This is a genomic window from Lachnoclostridium sp. (assembly GCF_031997925.1).
Taxonomy (GTDB): Bacteria; Bacillota; Clostridia; order Lachnospirales; family Lachnospiraceae; genus Lachnoclostridium.
In genome coordinates this window covers 27,736-46,116 of record NZ_DAMADT010000032.1, presented here as the reverse complement: position 1 = coordinate 46,116, position 18,381 = coordinate 27,736, and the positions used below count along the sequence as shown (strand labels likewise).

Sequence of the window (18,381 nt, the reverse complement as noted above, 5' to 3'; positions counted from 1 at the left end):
GCCCACTCAAATAAAAGTGCCACAATACCAGTATTTACTGCGGCTGCTGCCCCAGTTCCCGAGACATTTACATATCCATTCGTACTCCCTGGTGCGGTAAGTTCTGTTCCAGGAGCAACTAAATCTGGTTTTATTTCACTCACCCTAGTATAACCTTTACTGGAAAAAACGGAAATACCTCCCGTTAACGTATCATAGGAACTTATTGTGATTGGTGAAACCACATCCCCTGGAGTAGTAATTGTTGTATAAGTATCCGATTGTATGAAGTAGGTATCATTAGTAATAGTACTTCCAGCTGGTAGCCATGCATTAACCTCTGCATTTGCTCTATCAATGTTATGAATTCGAAATCTCCAAAGTCCACTTTGAGCGTCCTCAAATCGAATCCATATCAACTGGTCTCCAGTTATTGGAACCGTTGGAACATTTTTTACGCATAATTTAGTAGGTTCAAATACAAATGTATACAATGTCGTCTCACCAAATCTTGGTGTTAAATTCTCAATTCTTTCACCAGAAGGAGATATGATATCAAGTGAAATTCTTAGAATTGGCTCAGTCCATATTTCTATAAAAAATTTTTTATCATTCACTGCAACATTAAATTCAACTTCTATATATTCTTCTACACTTCTTATCATTCTAGAGTAATGTCTTCTAGTATTCCCTTGGTTTCCCGCACTAATAGTAACACAGGTTTTAGGTAATTCTGATAGATCGTTTAGATAACTACTAAGTGCTCCTAAACCATCATGACTTCCTTGATTGGAACCTAGTGCTATACATAGGGCTAGTGGCCGATTTAATTGTTGAGCAACTTTTTCAACGTATTTAGCCCCCATCATAACATCAGTTTCTTGATAACAAATTACATCGCTTGGTATGGACAAGAAGTCTTTGGTTATGTTCTTTGCTTGTTTCAGTTTCACAATTACAAATTCAGCTAAAGGAGCTACTCCAGAAAAGTCATTTGCTCTATCCGCACTCCCACCTGCAATACCAGCAATTGCTGTTCCATGACCGATTGGATCATCGGTAGGTACCACCTCTAAAGGGTATGGTTGCTCCAAGGCTCTATTAATATCTTCTTTCGTATAAATTGTTCCATATGGAAATTCTTCTTGATCCGTGGCCGGTGGATCAGTTGGATTAACTGTTTGATCCCAAATGGAAGTAATTCTTGAAGTATTGTCATTAAATAAAAATGCGGGATGAAGATAATTGATGCCACTATCAATGATTCCTATTAATACCCCAGTCCCCATAAGAGCTAAATTAGGATTACTCTGAACTCTTTTTACACCTGTTGCCTCTAGTACAAAAGTTGATTCTAAGATAAAGCACTTTGGTATATTGTTATAACCGATACCACTGAAATCACATCTATTTATATCTTCGTATGGAAGGTGAAATATAGAGTATGTGTTATTTACTCTAGTAACAACTATATTAGGATTTAGAGTTCCCACGCTAACATTAGGAATTAACAAGTCGAAATAATTTTCACTGATAAATTTGTTTTCCATATATAAACTCCCATCTTCGTGCTTTAGAACACATGCAATCAGATTATTGAAAAATAATTTTCTATTTATCAATATGATTTCTTTATTATCATTATAATAAAGTATGATTGAATTGAAGCTTCTATGAGATTTCTTTATCGTTTCGAGTAAACATTCTTATATGATGAGTTTTTCAAATACACCATAAATATCAACCTTTCCATAACCCCAAAACCGATTTGGATATTCTACATTAGGATCTCGACTTGCACCACGTATTAATAAAGTTTTAACTTCACGCCCCGTTATCGTGGTATAATTTCCTCGTACTACTGCCCATTCCATAAGTAGAGCTACCGCTCCGCTCGTAATAGCCGCTGCAGCTCCTGTTCCAGTAGCAACAGAATATCCAGTATTACCAGAAGGTGCTATTAAATCCGTTCCCGGTGCTGCTAAGTCAGGTTTCACTTCACCTTTTCTTGTATAACCTATCCCTGAAAAATAAGATATTCCTCCTTCTAACGTATTATACGAACCTATTGTTACTGGTGCAACGGAATCTCCTGGTGAAGTAACTGTTGTTTCGGGATCTGCTAGTAGAAAATGAGTATTGGTTGATATAAGATCCCCTGATGGTAGCCATACATTTATCACTGAAGTTGTATTATCGATATTATTATAGCGAAATCTCCATTGCCCACTTTGAGCGTTTTCAAATCGCAACCAAACTAATTGAGTACCAGTTTCTGAAACCGTAGCTATATTGTTGATACATATCACTGTAGGACTAAATACAAAGGAATATCTTCTAGATTGTCTTATTGCAGGATTGGTATTACTTATCTTCTCCCCTGATGGCGATGTAATCTCTAGTGATATACGCTGAATAGGCTCTAACCATATTTCCATAAAAAAATCTTTATCGTTTGCTCCAACGACCAGTTCGAATTCTGCATAAGGAATACCGGTTCTAATATTATCAGAAAAATGTCTCTGAGAATTTCCTTCATTACCAGCAGAAACTACTACACAAGTCTTCGGTAAACTTGTAATATTCCCCAAGTAAGTACTAGTGGAACCTAAACTATCATGAGGCCCCTGACTAGTACCAAAAGCGATACAAAGTACTAATGGACGATTTAATTCTCTGGCTATTGACTCTATAAATTTAATTCCCAACATAACATCTGTTTCTTGATAGCAAATTGCATTCTCTGGGACAGAAAAAAATTGCTTCGTAACAGTTTTCGCTTGTTTCATCTTGACTACCACAAATTCAGATAATGGTGCTGCACCGGCAAAATTATTGCTCTCATCTATACTACCTGCTGCTATACCTGCTATAGCAGTACCATGACCTATCTCATCATCCGTAGGAACGACTTCTAATGGATTTGGTACTTTCAGGGCACGATTTATTTCTTCTCTTGAATAGATTGTTCCATATGGAAAATCCTCATTTACCGGAGCATTTTCATCTGTAATCGTCTGATCCCAAATTGTATAAATCCTAGTGCTCTTATCACTATATAAAAAAGCCGGATGTTGATAGTTAATTCCACTATCAAGAATTCCTATTAAAGTTCCCGTCCCAAACAAGGAAAAATTTGGATTCGTTTGTATTTTATTCACACCGATTTGTTCTAAAGCTATACTAGCGTCCAATGTAAATAGGGATGGAAAATTCGAATAATTAAATATTCCAAGTGTACAAAAATCAATCCGATCACGTGGTATATTCGCAATGGAATGTTTCGAATTTACATAGGTTACGCTAGTACCACTTTCTAAAGTATCTACCAATCGATTTGGAATGATTATATCCATATAATCCTCACTGATAAATTTATTCGCCATAAAATCCATCCTTTAGATTTGATTATTGTCGGTTCATCGAAGTTCTTTTATTATCATATGATATTTAATTTAGAAAGTTAACTTCTGAAATGTTCCATATAAATCAATCTGCCCATAACCCCAAGCTCTATCAGGATAATCTATATTCTCATCTCTTCGTGCTCCACGGATTAAAAAAGTTTTTATCTCACTTCCCGTTATTCCTGTATAATTTCCCTTCAGAATTGCCCATTCTAATAACAAAGCAACTACGCCAGAAGAAAGTGCTGCCGCACTTCCAGTTCCCGAGACTGTAACATATCCTTGTTCATTGGATGGACTTTTAATCAAAGTACCTGGAGCAGTTAAGTCTGGCTTAACGATATCTTTTCTTGTAAAACCTTTACTCGAAAATGTTGAAATTCCACCTTCCAAAGTGTCATAAGCTCCCATTGTAATAGGACCAAAATCGCTTCCTGGTGCAGTTATCGTTATATAAGGATCTGATTGAAGGAAAAAGGTTTCTCTTGTAATAAGATCTCCAGAGGGTAACCAAACATTAAAATTCGAAGGTGTTTTATCAATATTATTTAATTTTATTTTCCATAAACCATCTTGTGCATTTTCAAAGCGTATTAGGATTAACTGATCTCCAGATTCTGATTCTGTTGCAATATTATTGATGCACACTTTGGTTGGCCCAAATACAAAATTATATTTTTTCAACTGGCGAATCCCTGGAGTTACATTACTAACCTTTTCTCCGGATGGAGATGTCATTTCAATCGATAATCGTTGAATTGGTTGCATCCATATTTCCATGAGAAATGCTTTATCTTTTTCCCCTACTCTAAATTCAAACTCTTTAAATTCATCTTCCTTCGCAAAGCTTCCAAAATAATGTCTATTCGTATTGCCTTCATTCCCCCCACTGGCAACAACACAGGACCTAGGTGCTCTAGTAATATCATTAAGATAATAACTTAACGGACCTAAACCATCATCTCCGCCTTGACTCGACCCTACGGCTATACAAAGAACAAGTGGTCGATTTAACTTTCTAGCAACATCTATAATATATTTAATACCCATCATAATATCTGACTTTTGATAGCAGGTAACTTCCTGTGATAATGAAAAAAATTGTCTCACTACTTTTTTAGCTTGTTTTAATTTTACAACGATTAATTCTGATAATGGAGCAACACCTGCAAAATCATTTTCAATATCCTCATTACCAGCAATGATTCCTGCGATTGCAGTCCCGTGACCATTATCATCGGTAGAAGGTACCATATCTAAAGGATTTTTTTGTGTCAATGCTCTATTGATCTCCTGCTTCGAATAAAAAGTACCATATGGAAATTCCTCATTCACCGGAGTATCTTCACTATAAATAGTTTGATCCCAAATGGAATATAATTTTGTAGTACTATCGTTGAACAAAAAAGCCTTATGTTGATAATACACACCTGTATCAACTACTCCTATCAAAACGCCAGCACCATATAGCGCTAAATTTGGATTTTGCCTAACTCTCTCAACTCCTAATTTTTCTGATGTTATCGTTGACTCTAGTGTATAACACGTAGGAAAATACGAATAACTAAAACCACTAAGACTACAAAAATCAATTTTATCGATTGGCATCTGTACGATTGAATATAAATTATTTATATTTGTAATAGTTCCTTGATTTTCATATGTACTTAATAAGGGATTAGGAATAATCAACTCCATAAACTTTTCACTATAAAATTTATTTTCCATAACTAGTCCCCTGACTCTTTTATATCAGCATATGACGTAGCTTATAATTCTATGTTATTTAAAATATTTTATGATAATGTAATATTTAAAGGACATAATAACCAAGAGAACGTATGCTTCACGAACCTTTCCTTGACAGGAATAAAGTATCATGATTTTTATAAGAATTTTGGGCTTGTTTAAGTTCTACAGAATGATATAATAGAATTACCAAAGAATAGGAGGTAAAAAAATGGATAACGAAAAAGTTAGCAGTTTATTGAATGATCAAGTAAGGAAAGAATTTTATTCTTCTTATTTATACTTAGATATGTCAAATTACTATACAGAGCAAGGCTTAGATGGTTTTGCAAATTGGTTCAAAGTTCAAGCTCAAGAAGAAAGAGACCATGCGATGCTTTTTATGCAATATATGCAGAACAATAACTTAAAAGTAACTCTTAAGGCAATTGATTCTCCAGTGAATGAATACACTTCAGCAATGGAACCTCTAAAGTCAAGCTTAGAACATGAACAATCTGTAACGGACTTCATCCATACAATATATGATGCTGCATTCACGGTGAAGGATTTTCGTACTATGCAGTTTCTTGATTGGTTTGTAAAAGAACAGGGAGAAGAAGAAAAGAAAGCCACAGATTTAATTAAAAAAATGGAACTCTATGGCAATGACTCTAAGAGCCTTTATATGTTAGATCAAGAATTGGGTAGTCGTGTTTATATGGCACCAACGTTAGTGTTATAGAAACTTAATCTTAGAAATCGCTAACTAGTTTTCAAGATGAGAAAGTTGAGTTATTTATATAGAAAAGAAAGTGCTTCGTTGATATTCAACAAAACACTTTCTTTTATTAGTTTCATTAATATAGTAATTCCCCACTCGTGTCTGTTCTTAAGTCTGTGTTTCTAACTTTATCTCTCACAGAAAGTACTAAGTTTGGAGATACTGATACTTCATCTAATCCCATTCTTAAAAATTTCTCAATGAGTGTGATATCACCACCAAGTTCTCCGCATATTCCTACCCAACATCCACCTTTATGACCGTTCTCAATTACCATCTGAATCATTCTGAGAATAGCGGGATGATGAGGATCATAAATGAAATCCAGTTTAGGATTCTGCCTATCAATTGCTAAGGTATATTGTGTTAAATCATTGGTTCCAATACTAAAGAAATCAACTTCTTTTGCCAGTAAATCACTTATCATAACAGCTGCTGGTGTTTCAATCATGATACCTTGTTCCACATTATGAAAAGGTATTCCTTGCAAAGTTAGTTCATCTTTTACCGATTGTACTATTTCCTTTATCTTCTTTACTTCATCAACAGAAATAATCATAGGATACATTATAGCTACAGTACCATAAATGCTTGCACGATAAATGGCACGAAGCTGTGTTCTAAATATATCAGGCTGTATTAAACAAATACGAATAGCCCGGTAACCCATAGCTGGATTTTCTTCTTTATCTAGGCCAAAATAGTCTGCCTGTTTATCTGCTCCAATATCCAAGGTACGAATGACTACTTTTTTGCCCGCCATATTTTCCAATACAGTTTTATAGGTTTGAAACTGTTCTTCCTCTGATGGAAATGTATCCTTTCCTAGGTATAAAAACTCACTTCGGAAAAGTCCGATTCCTCCAGCATCATTTTGTAGTACACTTGCAACATCAGAAGCACTTCCGATATTAGCAAAGATATCGATTTTCTTACCATCTTTCGTAACATTATCTTTTCCTTTTAACTCCTGCTGCAGTTTCTTCTTATATAGATTCTTCTGCTGCTTTTCTTTCATAGAAGCAGAAATACCTTCTGTAGGTTCTGTAATGAAAATACCTTCGTATCCATCAACAATTGCATCTTTTCCATCACAATCTTCATCATATTCCACCCCAATTAAAGCTGGAATGTTCATCATTCTGGCTAGAATTGCCGTATGGGAATTGGTAGATCCCTTTCTAGTGACAAATGCCAAAACTTTCGTCTTATCAAGTTGCAAAGTCTCGCTAGGTGCCAAATCATCTGCCACTAAAATATACGGTTCGTCCGTTCGCAATGAGCTATCGGCCTTTCCCTGTAATATCTTAATCAGGCGGTTGGAAATATCCTTTACATCAGCAGCCCGTTCTTTCATATATTCATCGTCCATAGACGAAAACAATTCCGCAAAATTATCTCCGGTGGATGCCACGGCATATTCTGCATTTATCTGCTCATTTTTAATCATATAAGTTATGGAGTCCACATAATCCTGATCTTCTAACATGATCTGATGGACCTCAAAAATCATGGCATTCTGCTCACCAACTTGAGTAACTGCTTTATCATATAATTTCTGCAGTTCTTCCTTTGCCTTTTCTCTTGCTTCATCAACACGTAAGATCTCCGTTTCCACATCCTCTATATGTTGCCTACGTACCTGACCTTCTTTTTTATGAAAAAGTAATACTTTTCCTAAGGCAATACCACCATATACACTCTTTCCAGTATACTTTTGTACCATATTTCACCTATCTTTCTTGTTACAAGTTTTCTTTAATAAATTCCTCGATGGAAGTATTGGCTTCTTCTTCATCTTCACCTGTAATTTTTATGGTTATCTCATCTCCCTGCTTAACGCCAAGGCCCATTATTCCAAAAATTCTTTTTAAATCAGCTGTTTTTCCGTCTTTCATTAAGGTTATATCTGATTTAAACGTACCTGCCTTCTTAACTAAAAGTCCTGCTGGTCTTGCATGTATTCCTAGTTGATCTTTGATTATATAACTAAATTCTTTCATTTCTTGCACCTCGTCATATATTTTTTTATGCATACCTTCATATGCTGATTTTGTTACAAATTTTTGATACTTATTACTTTTTTAGATTAATTGAAATTTACAATCTTCTATTTTTAAAATATCTATCTTTATTAATATCTTTATTAATATCTCTCTTAATATCTTTCTAATATCTTTCTTAATATCTATCTAATATCCTTCTTAATATCTATCTAATATCCTTCTTAATATCTTTCTTAATATCTTTCTTAATATTTTTATTTTTACTAATATTTTTATTAATATTTCTATTTTATACTCATAACTTTTTCTTCTGCCTTAATAGAATCCTTTTTCAAAATCTCGATTGATTCGAAGTCATCTGTATTGGTAACGATAACCGGAGTTACCACGCGATATCCTGCTTCAGTAATTAACTTTATGTCAAAGTAACCAATAACATCGCCTTTCTTTAAAACATCTCCATCATGAACTATAATATCATAGCCTTTTCCATTTAACGAAACAGTATCAATTCCAATATGAATCAGTAGTTCTACATTACCACAGCTTAACCCTATGGCATGTTTCGTATCAAAAACTGTTTCCACCTTACAATCACATGGTGCCACAACTTTTCCTTCCGATGGTTCTACCGCAAACCCATTTCCTAACATACCTTCAGAAAAAACACCGTCATCTATATCTTTTAATTCCATTAACTTTCCACTTAATGGAGAGAAAATAATAGTTTCCTGATCCATTATAGTTCCCTGATTGTATACATTATATTGATTATCTGAATTATTTTCTTTGCCTGCATTATTTTCTTTGCCTGCATTATTCTGTGTCTCATATTCTTTATTTTCAACATTCGCTGTTTTTACAAGTTCTAAATCTTTACTCTCAGGTGAAACATCTGTTGCCAGATAATCTTCCAGATTAGATTTAATTACAGTTACTCTCGGTCCGTAAACAATCTGAATACCTGTTCCTTTATGGATAACGCCGGATGCTCCTGTAGATTTTAAGATACCATCTTCTACTTTTTTACTATCAAATACAGTTATTCTTAATCTGGTTGCACAACAGTCAACATCACTGATATTTGCTTTTCCACCGAGCCCTTCTGTTATAGCTGCAGATAGTTCATCCACATCAGCGCCCTTTTCCTCTTTCGACACATTTTTCTTTTTTTCATAGTCAGCACGTGTATATAACTTACTTTCCTCATTGTCAGCTTCTCTACCTGGGGTCTTTAGATTCATTTTCTTTATAAAGAAACTAAAGATGTAATAATAAACAGCAAAATAAACAACTCCTACCGGTATAATAAGAAGCCATGAGGTCTTACTATTACCTTGCAAAATTCCGAATAAAAACAAATCGATAAATCCGCCTGAAAATGTTAAGCCGACTGCTATATTTAATGCCTGTGCAATCGCATAGGCAAGGCCTGCCATTACTGCACTGATTACGAACAGAACAGGTGCTACGAAAAGGAAAGAAAATTCGATTGGTTCTGTAATACCTGTCATAATGGAAGTAAGTGCTGCTGATAACAATAGACCATAAACCTCTTTTTTCTTCTCTGGACGAGCACAGCGGTACATAGCCAATGCTGCTCCTGGAAATCCAAAAATATAAATAATAAATTCACCACTGAAAAATCTGGTTGCTAAAGTAGAAAAATGTACTGTTGATGGATCAGCTAGCTGAGCAAAGAAAATATTCTGAGCGCCTACAATTGTTTGTCCAGCAATCTCCATTGTTCCACCAATTGCTGTCTGCCAGAATGGTAAATAAAATACATGATGAAGACCAAATGGTATCAGTAATCTCTTAATCAAGCCAAAGAAGAAAGTTCCGATGACACCTGTACTTTGCACTAAAAAGCCTAATTCATTGATACCTATCTGTACCGGCTGCCATACATAAAACATAAGAATTCCTACAAAAGTAAAAACTACGGTACTAATAATTGGTATAAATCTAGTCCCCTGGAAAAATGCAAATGCTGCCGGCAGTTCAATTTTATAGAATCGGTTATGCAATGCTGCAACACCAAGGCCAACGATGATGCCTCCAAAGGCACCCATTTGTAATGATGTCATACCCAAAACAGTACCAGTAGCACCGCTAATAAAGGCTTCTGCACCGCCGTAAATTGAAATCATACCACTGATTGCGGAATGCATAACGAAAAATGCAATCATAGCAGATAACGCAGCTACCTCTTTCTCTTTCTTAGCCATACCAATAGCTACACCAACTGCAAATATTAGTGGTAAGTTGTCAAATATAACACTACCACATTTGCTCATGATGGTTAAGATATTGTATATAACCGTTCCAGGCCCCATTATCCCTAACAGATTATAGGTTGCTAGTGTAGTTTCATTTGTAAAGGAACTACCTAAACCAAGCAAAAGTCCGGCAACCGGCAAAACTGCAATCGGTAGCATAAAGGAACGTCCTACTCTTTGTAATACACCAAATGCTTTGTCTTTCATTATTTTTACTCCTCTAATATTGTTTTACTTTATAATTCTGCGTAAAATAAGGATAAGATTCTTATTAAACACCAATAAATTTGATATCTAAAAATGAATTCATTTTTATTATTTACTAAAGCTCACATTTTACTCGAAGCATATAGGTTTCATGACAAAAAAACAGCAATGAAGTTTTGACAAAGAAAAGTTCCCTTCTCTTATTAAAACTTCATTGCTGAAATATATAGTTATTCTTTTTCTTCTTTTTTAAGTAAAACATCCAAAGTATTTCAAAATCCAGCTTCCTAACTTAGGTGGATCAATACTTCATTTATATTAATTTAAGTGTTTCCTCTGGATTTTTAGCAGCATTTACTTTTCCTGAAGCTCCTGTTATAAATCCATTTTCATCAATTAAATAAGTTGTTCTAACAACACCCATTGTCTTTTTACCATACATATTTTTCTCTTGCCAAACATCATAGGCTTTTATAACGTTAAGCTCGGTATCCGATAAAAGCTGAAATGGAAGATTATATTTCTCTGCAAATTTTTTGTGAGATTGTACTGTATCCTTACTAACCCCAATTACAACAGCACCCTTCTCCATAAAATCGGGATATAATGTTGCATATCCACAAGCTTGCGATGTACAGCCTGGAGTATTGTCCTTAGGATAAAAATAAAGAATAACTTTCCTCCCTAAAAAATCCTTTAACGATACTTCTACTCCCTCTTGATTGTTTAATGTAAATTCTGGTGCTTTACTTCCTATCTCTAACATTAGATTCTCCTTTCACAAATACTAATTTCGTTTCATCCGATAGATTTTCATCATAGGAAAAATCCAATCGATCAAACTTTTTTACTTCAGATATCGTAGATATCTTATGTTCCGCCATATAACGTACCATTTCTCCTCTGGCCATCTTGGCGTAAGTCCCTTTTTCTATTACTTTCTCGCCCTTTCGCTCTCCGAATACACAAGTTACTAGTTTCACATCTTCTGCAGCATAACGCTCAATGCATTTGCTATATTCTTTTGACGCTAAATTTAAAATCAAATTAGTTTCCTTACAAAGCTTATCGTACAATAAACTTCCCCAGAATTCATATAAATCCTTTTTATCAGATAAATTTACTTTTGCCTGCATTTCCAAACGGTAAGCAGTCACACCATCAAGCGGCTTTAGTATACCATAAAATCCTGATAAGATAAATAAATGCTCCTGTATATACTCCAATTGATCTTTTTCTAAAACTTCTGGTGCCATGTATTGATATTGTAATCCTTGATACGATAAAATGGCAGGAGTCAAATTTGTTTTTAAGTTCATGTTAGTGATTCTATCAAAATTCATGGTAGCTAACTGATCGTTGCAATTCCACAGCTCTTTTGCTTCCTCGTAATTTAAACTTTTTAAATAAGTCAATAATTGATCTGTATGTTCAAGGTAACTAGGTTCTCCACATACAGGTAACGCTTCTATATTTTCCACCATTTTTTTCGCTGGTGATATAATTATTCTCATAACTTAATTACTCTATCCTCCTCTTATGTCTACTCAACTATTGTAACATTGAATGGATCTAACAGCAATAATCTTACAAAATTTTTACTTTTTACTAGGTTTATCCTCATATATTGTCACTATTAAATCCTAAAATCATATAGTAATAAGGATAATAATAACCTTAGGAATATCATGCAAAATTTTAACCCATTTGACGAAAAACCAATACCGATAGAAAAAACCTTTATGGATTGGCGTGCGATTAACCCATGTCCTTACAATAAGGAGGAAACAGATGCTTATACAAAGACACGTATCGTTCTAATGAATGGTACAGAATTTGAAGCACAATGGTTTTCTAGAAATTTTTCGAGACACTGTCCTTGTAATGATTTAAGAAGAGAATTGGCTATCCTCCGCCGTGTGGAGCAGCAACAACAAAAACTCATTAGTTGCTTAAAACCTAGGGATGAAAGTATCTTAGAGCATACCATCACTTACGAGCAATTAGCCGTTGATTTGACCTCTGTATTAGCCAAACAAGAACCAGACTGTACAGTGAGAAATGCTCTAAACTTTGCATTACTAGAAGATTTTGACCACCTCTTCCGGTATTCGAATTTATTAGATATGGAATATGGGATTTGTCCAGAAAAATTAGTCGGTGGATATACTGAGATAATGCCTGCTAGACCAACCATCTCTGAACATCGTCATCCAATAGACAGCATCTTCCCAGATGTATGTAATAAAGAAGCAGATATTCTAACAAAATTAAACATTGGTATCATTACTGCTGCTGAACAGCAAACAATGAATTACTATATGAATGTAGCACCTCTATATGACAAATCGGATTTAGGTCGCAGACTCTATCAAGAAATCGGATTAATAGAAGAACAACATGTCAGCCAATATGAAAGTTTAAAAGATACAACTGCAACTTGGCTGGAAGATTTATTGCTACATGAATATACAGAGTGCTATCTTTACTATTCTAATCTCCTTACAGAGACCGATCCTTGCATTCGTAGTATCTGGGAAGAATTCCTATGTTATGAAATTGCGCATTTGCATAAAGCAAAAGACCTTCTTTGCAAATATGAAGGTAAGGATTGGCAAGAAGTTATCCCTTGTGGAACCTTCCCTCAAATCGTATGTCTTCGTCCAAACATTGACTATGTTCGTGCTATTATTGAAACCACCACAGGTAATACCCAGAGTTGCTCCAGCATAGTACCACTTGGGTGCTTAGATCCTTGTGCTCCTTTCTTCCGATATCAAGATATTGTGAATCATGACGTTTGCTGTGTGCCAAGTCATAATGTCATCGATGCACGTATCAATTGTAAAGGAAAGGATTATCGTTTCCAAACTTCTCCACATCCATTACCAGAACTTCGTAATCGTTGTGAAGATAACACAAGCCTTGCTCGTATTCCTGAATGTACTCCTTTCGAAACTTCCGAGTGTGGAACAACAGATAATTGTTGTCAATGTAAAGTTCGTACAAGTGAAGGTACTATTCATTTTTAAGCAACATTTATAACTTTCTCCTAAGCCTATACAGTAAGGCTTTGCCCTTACTTTAGAATGTTCATAATATAGAGCGAGCGAAAGCATTCTAGTGCTTTCGCTCGTTTCATAGCCATACAAATTTTTTATAATTTTATTTTACTAATCATGTGATTTAATTGACCGGCAATTAGGTTAAGCTTCTCCACTTGTTCTGCTAAACCTTGTACATCCGTATTTTGTTCTTCAATATTATCAATCATCTGAGCAATTACTGTATCGCTTTGAGTAAAAGAGATATTTAAGGAACTCATTTCACTGTTTACATTATCTATTGATGCGGATATTTCCTGGGTCTCGCCAGATACCTCTTGAACCATATCAGATACTGAAGTAATAGACTCTGCAATTTCTGAAAAATGTTGCTCCACAGAACTTACCATCTTACTTTCGTCATCAATAGTATGCAATGTCTGCTGCATAGATTCTTCGGTTTCATAAATCCTCTCCTGAATACCTTGAATCAAAGATTCTATTGAAGTTACCTGTATGGAAGACTCTTCCGCAAGTTTTCGAACTTCATCTGCCACTACTAAAAAGCCCTTACCATATTCTCCTGCTCTGGCAGCCTCAATAGAAGCATTTAAAGCGATTAAGTTTGTCTGCTTTGCAATTGCTCGGATACTTAGAACAATAGAGCTGATTTGCTGTGAGGCTATTTTTAAATGTTCTACTTTGTTTCCAGTATCGGATACCTGCTCCATCGTATGCTGCATTTGCTGCTTCATATCTTTCATTACATGAAATCCTACATTTGCAGCATTTGAAGTCTTTATCGCTTCTTCCGTTGCTTGCTCCGTACGGCAGGCTGCTTGATTGATGGAGTCATTGATTTGCGCTACCATATGATTTACTTTTTGTGTTGCTTCTGTACGAATTCCAATTGCATCTTCGCTTTTTCCTACAGCGGTTTGAATCCCATCTGTTTTTGCTGCTGTCTTTTCCATCATTTCTTGGAAGGATTTTGTTGTAATCATTAAGTAGTCGGATGATTCTTTGATAGTTGTCACTAAATTATGGACAGTATCCAACAATTTATTAATATGCTCTGCCAGTAATCCGATTTCATTATTACTCTTAATGTGGATACGTTTGGTTAAGTCTCCCTCCAGATTTGAAATATCGTCCACTTTTTCTACCAAAGTCCCTATTATTTTCATTTCTGATTTCAGCACGATTCTTACAATTATATAAACCGCTAATAGAATTAAGATGAGAAGTACTGCAAAAACACCTAAAACTGATAAAATCAGTACTGTAATCAAATCTGTCTTTATTGTAGTATGTATTACAAATCTATCGTTTTCAGTTGTAATAGGGAAGTAAAAATCAATGGGTTTTCTATGCCACAAATATTCTACAGTTAATGTTGTATTATGTATCTCTCCTGTTTCATAGGCATCAACTAATTCACTTTCTACAGAGGTTAATTTATCACCCTTGGAATACTCTACTCCATCTTCTAAGCCATATAAATACACAAAGTCCCCATTATCTTTTGTGATTAATGCGATGCAATCAGAAATCAAACTGATGTTTTCACTGTATTTTCCTATTTCTGTTTTTAACGTGTCTAAAGCTTCCGATTCTTTGCTGTCATCTTCCATTAGATTTTTTAATTCAAATTGATCTATATTTCCAGTTAATCCTGTAATAACAGAATCAAATACTGAATTTGCTAAATTTGTTACATGCTTAAAAGTATATGAGGTAGCCCAGATACCTATTATTAGAAATAAAGTGGTCATAACTAGCATAAATCGAAATAAAATTTGTCTTTCTAGTTTTTTTCTTTTTGGTATTTTATTTTTTTGCATTTTCAATAGTGTAATCCTCCGTTTTTTATTATTTTAACTTTAGCATTTTCTGAAAGTTTGAAGCAACCTCTCAGGAGTTTCGTATGCATTCGGTACATGGCCAAACCCATCTTACCAAATAACATTATGTTGAAGAAATTAAAAAGTCAGCACTTCACTCCTGATGGGATAGTAACTTTTTAAATCTTCCTATGTAATCATACAATGCTTCCATCGATAAATTGTTATTAATCTCCTGTCTGGGAATACTGTTAAAGAAGAAAAACAGAGCATAACAAAAGTCAAAGGTATGATAAACGATAGGTTAACATCGATTTATTTATGTCAACTACTAACATCGGTTTAGGATAAAAGTAATATCCACGTTTTGCAGTATCAAATAGACCGAATTCTGTACATGCTCATCTTAACAAATTATAGATGGACTTTCAATTAATAATAAATTAAAATATCTTATTATAAGCAGTGCCAAGGTACAAAAAAGACATATTGACGAAAGCTCTTTTAAAATCTAGGCAGTAAGCTTATTTAAAATTTATAAAAAACCAAAGAAAGTTCAGAAAATAGATACAGCTTTAGAAATAGCTGAATTTAATTTACAACAAAAAAAGCTGTGTTAGCAGCATCCACTTTCATTCCAATTATATTGCTAGCCCGGCAGAATGGAGTTTTTATGCCTGAGTACCCCAAACCTATCAAAAAGCTTCGCTTGAAACACAAGCATTATGACGATATACAGCGATTCAATCCTGACCCAAAGATCGGTCTGTCAAGCGCACAGGTGCGTGAGCGCATCTCCCAGGGAAGAATCAACATTAACGCGACCCCGTCAACCAAGAGTATATGGCTAATTATATGTGACAGTACGTTTTCCTTGTTCAATTTCATCATCCTGTTCCTTGCTGGGGCGCTCATTTATGTTGGAGAGTACAAGCATATCCTGTTTGTAGGTATTATGCTCACCAACGTAATAATCGACCTTTTTCAGGAGCTGCGCGCCAAGCATGCTACAGACAAACTCTCAATCCTCACATCCGCCACCGCGCTGGTTTTACGTAATGGAAAGAAGGAAGTTATCCCTGGCGATCAGGTGGTTCTGGACGATATTTTGAGCTACAATTCTGGAAGACAAGTTGTCACCGATAGCCTGATTCTGGAGGGTGGCTGTGAGGTCAATGAGGCATTGTTGACCGGTGAAAGCGAGCCCGTATACAAGGAAACTGGAGACATGCTCTACAGCGGGAGCTTTATTTCCTCAGGAAACTGTATAGCCATCGCGGTCGCAGTGGGCAAAGATAACGCAGTCTATGAAATTACTGCAGGTGCAAAAAAGGTCAAGTCCCGCAAATCTGAGATTGTAAAAGGTCTTCAGAAGATCATAAAAGTCATATCGGTGGTTATCATACCCTTTGGGCTTTTGTTCTATAAAAGCCAGATAGCAAACCTCCAGTACAATGTCGCCGAGGCGACCAAAAGGACGGTTGCCGCGATCATCGGCATGATTCCGAGTGGACTGATTCTACTTACCAGCACTGTTTTCGCTGTTATTGTGGTTAAGCTCGCCCGCAAACGCGTTTTGGTCAACGAACTATACAGTATTGAGATGCTTGCCCGCGCCGACGTTATCTGCCTGGATAAGACCGGTACGCTGACCGAGGGCAGTATGATCTTGGAGGACATTTTTTATTTTGGTCCAGACGAAGCGAAGGTTCTAAGTGCACTTTCCAGTCTCAGCGTTGCGATGGACGAAAACGAAACAATGTCCGCGATTAAAACCTACTGCGCCGGAACCGAAATTACCCCTCCGTCTCGTACGGTTCCTTTTTCTAGCAAGAAGAAGTGGTGCGGCGCATTTTTCGAAGGTACCGGAGCATATGTACTTGGAGCTCCAGAGCGCATTATTACCGAACGACAGCCCGGACTACTCGCAAAAGCGGGGGAGCTTGCTAAGCGGTTCCGCGTGCTTTGCCTCGCAGAAAGCAGCAGTTTATCCGAGGAACTTGATGATATGCCCAATCGGACCACGGTTTGCTTGCTTCTACTCAGCGATACCATCCGAAAGAATGCTAAGGAAACCATCTCTTATCTGAAGGAGCAGGGCGTTTCGGTACGGATCATCTCCGGTGATAACCCTGTCACAGTTTCGCACATTGCACAGGCAGTAGGAGTGGAGAATTTTGAAAAAACGATCGACCTGTCCGATTTGAATGACGATAACGAAATCAAAGATATCTGCGATGATTATGTTGTTTTCGGGCGTACGACACCGGTTCAGAAGCAATTGTTAATCCAGGCCATGCGTAGCCGCGGACATGTGGTGGCGATGACCGGCGATGGCGTGAATGATGTTCTCGCCATGAAGGAGTCAGACTGCTCCATCGCGGTTGCCAAGGGAACTGACGCAGCCCGCACAGTAGCGGATATGGTATTACTGGATTCCTCATTTAAGGCGATTCCTGCTATCATCGAAGAAGGGCGTTCCTCCATCAACAACATACAGCGTACCGCCTCACTTTTCCTGACTAAGACCATTTATTCAACCCTACTACTGTTGGCGTTCCTGTTTTCACCCGCTCCATTTCCATTTTCGCCAATTCAACTTTCACTGATCAGCCCCATTACCATCGGCATTCCCTCGTTTCTGCTCGCATTTCGACCGGACAAACAGCGGGTGTCAGGTCGATTTATTAGAAACGTCCTGTACAAGGCTCTTCCCGGTGGCGTGACCATCTTTTTTGCCGTGGTGTTCGTGCATATTCTGTCAGGTTATTTCTTACTATCCAACCAACAGATTTCAACGATTAGTGTCATATTGACAGGTGGTTGCGCGCTGTTTGGCCTGTTGTTTATCTCATTCCCTCTCGACCGTTTCCGGTTCTGGCTGGTGGTATCACTTTCTGTACTCTTTACGTTTGCGATACTAAGATTACCACGTATATTTGATTTTTCTACACTGAAGGTGACAGGCATCATGGTTCTACTTCTAGGCGCAGCGTTCAGCGTGCTGGTGTTCTGGTTAGTTAAGTTGGCAGCAGGCTTTGTATTCAAACAGACAGAGAAATAAGTAACAGTTAATAAATAGGGTTAATTGAAAAGAAAA

12 protein-coding genes are annotated in these 18,381 nt (G+C 36.3%); 3 read left to right on the top strand and 9 right to left on the bottom strand.

Translation table 11 applies throughout. From position 1 onward, the window contains the following. From RTP52_RS16740 to RTP52_RS16730, 3 genes are all read right to left on the bottom strand, one after another. The coding region (locus RTP52_RS16740; protein ID WP_312372612.1) for a S8 family peptidase at positions 1–1,529 on the bottom strand (1,529 nt) is incomplete at its 3' end. Positions 1,530–1,685: 156 nt separating this feature from the next. Further along, positions 1,686–3,365: a S8 family peptidase gene (locus RTP52_RS16735; protein WP_312106424.1), complete on the bottom strand. Its 1,680-nt coding sequence runs from the start codon at positions 3,363–3,365 to the stop codon at positions 1,686–1,688. Positions 3,366–3,434: 69 nt separating this feature from the next. After that, entirely contained in the window at positions 3,435–5,114 is a 1,680-nt protein-coding gene (locus RTP52_RS16730) for a S8 family peptidase (protein WP_312372611.1), read from the bottom strand. A 232-nt stretch (positions 5,115–5,346) separates the two neighbouring features. On the opposite strand from RTP52_RS16730, the gene RTP52_RS16725 reads away from it, so the two are divergent. Next, complete coding sequence (locus RTP52_RS16725; protein WP_312106420.1) at positions 5,347–5,859, top strand: ferritin; 513 nt, start codon at positions 5,347–5,349, stop codon at positions 5,857–5,859. Between the two features lie 115 nt (positions 5,860–5,974). On the opposite strand, the gene ptsP is transcribed toward RTP52_RS16725, so the two are convergent. The 5 genes from ptsP to yaaA all read right to left on the bottom strand — a co-directional run bounded on the left by ptsP (position 5,975) and on the right by yaaA (position 11,907). Further along, on the bottom strand, positions 5,975–7,624 hold the full coding sequence (ptsP, locus tag RTP52_RS16720) for a phosphoenolpyruvate--protein phosphotransferase (RefSeq protein WP_312106418.1): 1,650 nt from the start codon (positions 7,622–7,624) through the stop codon (positions 5,975–5,977). Positions 7,625–7,643: 19 nt separating this feature from the next. Beyond that, the gene (locus tag RTP52_RS16715) at positions 7,644–7,901 is read right to left on the bottom strand and encodes an HPr family phosphocarrier protein (RefSeq protein ID WP_312106415.1); all 258 of its coding nucleotides are present in this window, start codon (positions 7,899–7,901) and stop codon (positions 7,644–7,646) included. Between the two features lie 287 nt (positions 7,902–8,188). Next, positions 8,189–10,393: a PTS transporter subunit IIABC gene (locus RTP52_RS16710; protein ID WP_312372609.1), complete on the bottom strand. Its 2,205-nt coding sequence runs from the start codon at positions 10,391–10,393 to the stop codon at positions 8,189–8,191. A gap of 313 nt (positions 10,394–10,706) precedes the next feature. After that, positions 10,707–11,159 carry a peroxiredoxin gene (locus RTP52_RS16705; RefSeq protein ID WP_312372608.1) on the bottom strand — a complete coding sequence of 151 codons (453 nt, stop codon included), beginning with the start codon at positions 11,157–11,159 and terminating at the stop codon, positions 10,707–10,709. Continuing rightward, positions 11,140–11,907, bottom strand: coding sequence for a peroxide stress protein YaaA (gene yaaA, locus RTP52_RS16700; protein WP_312372607.1), 768 nt, complete (start codon positions 11,905–11,907; stop codon positions 11,140–11,142). Before yaaA ends, RTP52_RS16705 begins: the two co-directional genes overlap by 20 nt. Positions 11,908–12,081: 174 nt before the next feature. On the opposite strand from yaaA, the gene RTP52_RS16695 reads away from it, so the two are divergent. Then, positions 12,082–13,425, top strand: coding sequence for a hypothetical protein (locus RTP52_RS16695; protein ID WP_312372606.1), 1,344 nt, complete (start codon positions 12,082–12,084; stop codon positions 13,423–13,425). A 125-nt stretch (positions 13,426–13,550) separates the two neighbouring features. Here the strand turns inward: RTP52_RS16695 and RTP52_RS16690 are convergent, their stop codons facing one another. Beyond that, positions 13,551–15,281 (bottom strand): methyl-accepting chemotaxis protein, encoded by a 1,731-nt coding sequence (locus tag RTP52_RS16690; protein WP_312372621.1) that lies wholly within the window; start codon positions 15,279–15,281, stop codon positions 13,551–13,553. A gap of 673 nt (positions 15,282–15,954) precedes the next feature. Here RTP52_RS16690 and RTP52_RS16685 point away from each other — a divergent pair. Further along, positions 15,955–18,345 (top strand): cation-translocating P-type ATPase, encoded by a 2,391-nt coding sequence (locus tag RTP52_RS16685; protein WP_312372605.1) that lies wholly within the window; start codon positions 15,955–15,957, stop codon positions 18,343–18,345. Positions 18,346–18,381 lie beyond the last annotated feature (36 nt).

Excerpts from the sequence above, each read along its gene's own strand:
- RTP52_RS16725 (WP_312106420.1), top strand. The coding sequence starts at position 5,347 with ATGGATAACGAAAAAGTTAGCAGTTTATTGAATGATCAAGTAAGGAAA.
- RTP52_RS16705 (WP_312372608.1), bottom strand. The coding sequence starts at position 11,159 with ATGTTAGAGATAGGAAGTAAAGCACCAGAATTTACATTAAACAATCAA.
- ptsP (WP_312106418.1), bottom strand. The coding sequence starts at position 7,624 with ATGGTACAAAAGTATACTGGAAAGAGTGTATATGGTGGTATTGCCTTA.
- RTP52_RS16685 (WP_312372605.1), top strand. The coding sequence starts at position 15,955 with ATGCCTGAGTACCCCAAACCTATCAAAAAGCTTCGCTTGAAACACAAG.
- RTP52_RS16730 (WP_312372611.1), bottom strand. The coding sequence starts at position 5,114 with ATGGAAAATAAATTTTATAGTGAAAAGTTTATGGAGTTGATTATTCCT.
- yaaA (WP_312372607.1), bottom strand. The coding sequence starts at position 11,907 with ATGAGAATAATTATATCACCAGCGAAAAAAATGGTGGAAAATATAGAA.
- RTP52_RS16735 (WP_312106424.1), bottom strand. The coding sequence starts at position 3,365 with ATGGCGAATAAATTTATCAGTGAGGATTATATGGATATAATCATTCCA.
- RTP52_RS16690 (WP_312372621.1), bottom strand. The coding sequence starts at position 15,281 with ATGCAAAAAAATAAAATACCAAAAAGAAAAAAACTAGAAAGACAAATT.
- RTP52_RS16710 (WP_312372609.1), bottom strand. The coding sequence starts at position 10,393 with ATGAAAGACAAAGCATTTGGTGTATTACAAAGAGTAGGACGTTCCTTT.
- RTP52_RS16695 (WP_312372606.1), top strand. The coding sequence starts at position 12,082 with ATGCAAAATTTTAACCCATTTGACGAAAAACCAATACCGATAGAAAAA.
- RTP52_RS16715 (WP_312106415.1), bottom strand. The coding sequence starts at position 7,901 with ATGAAAGAATTTAGTTATATAATCAAAGATCAACTAGGAATACATGCA.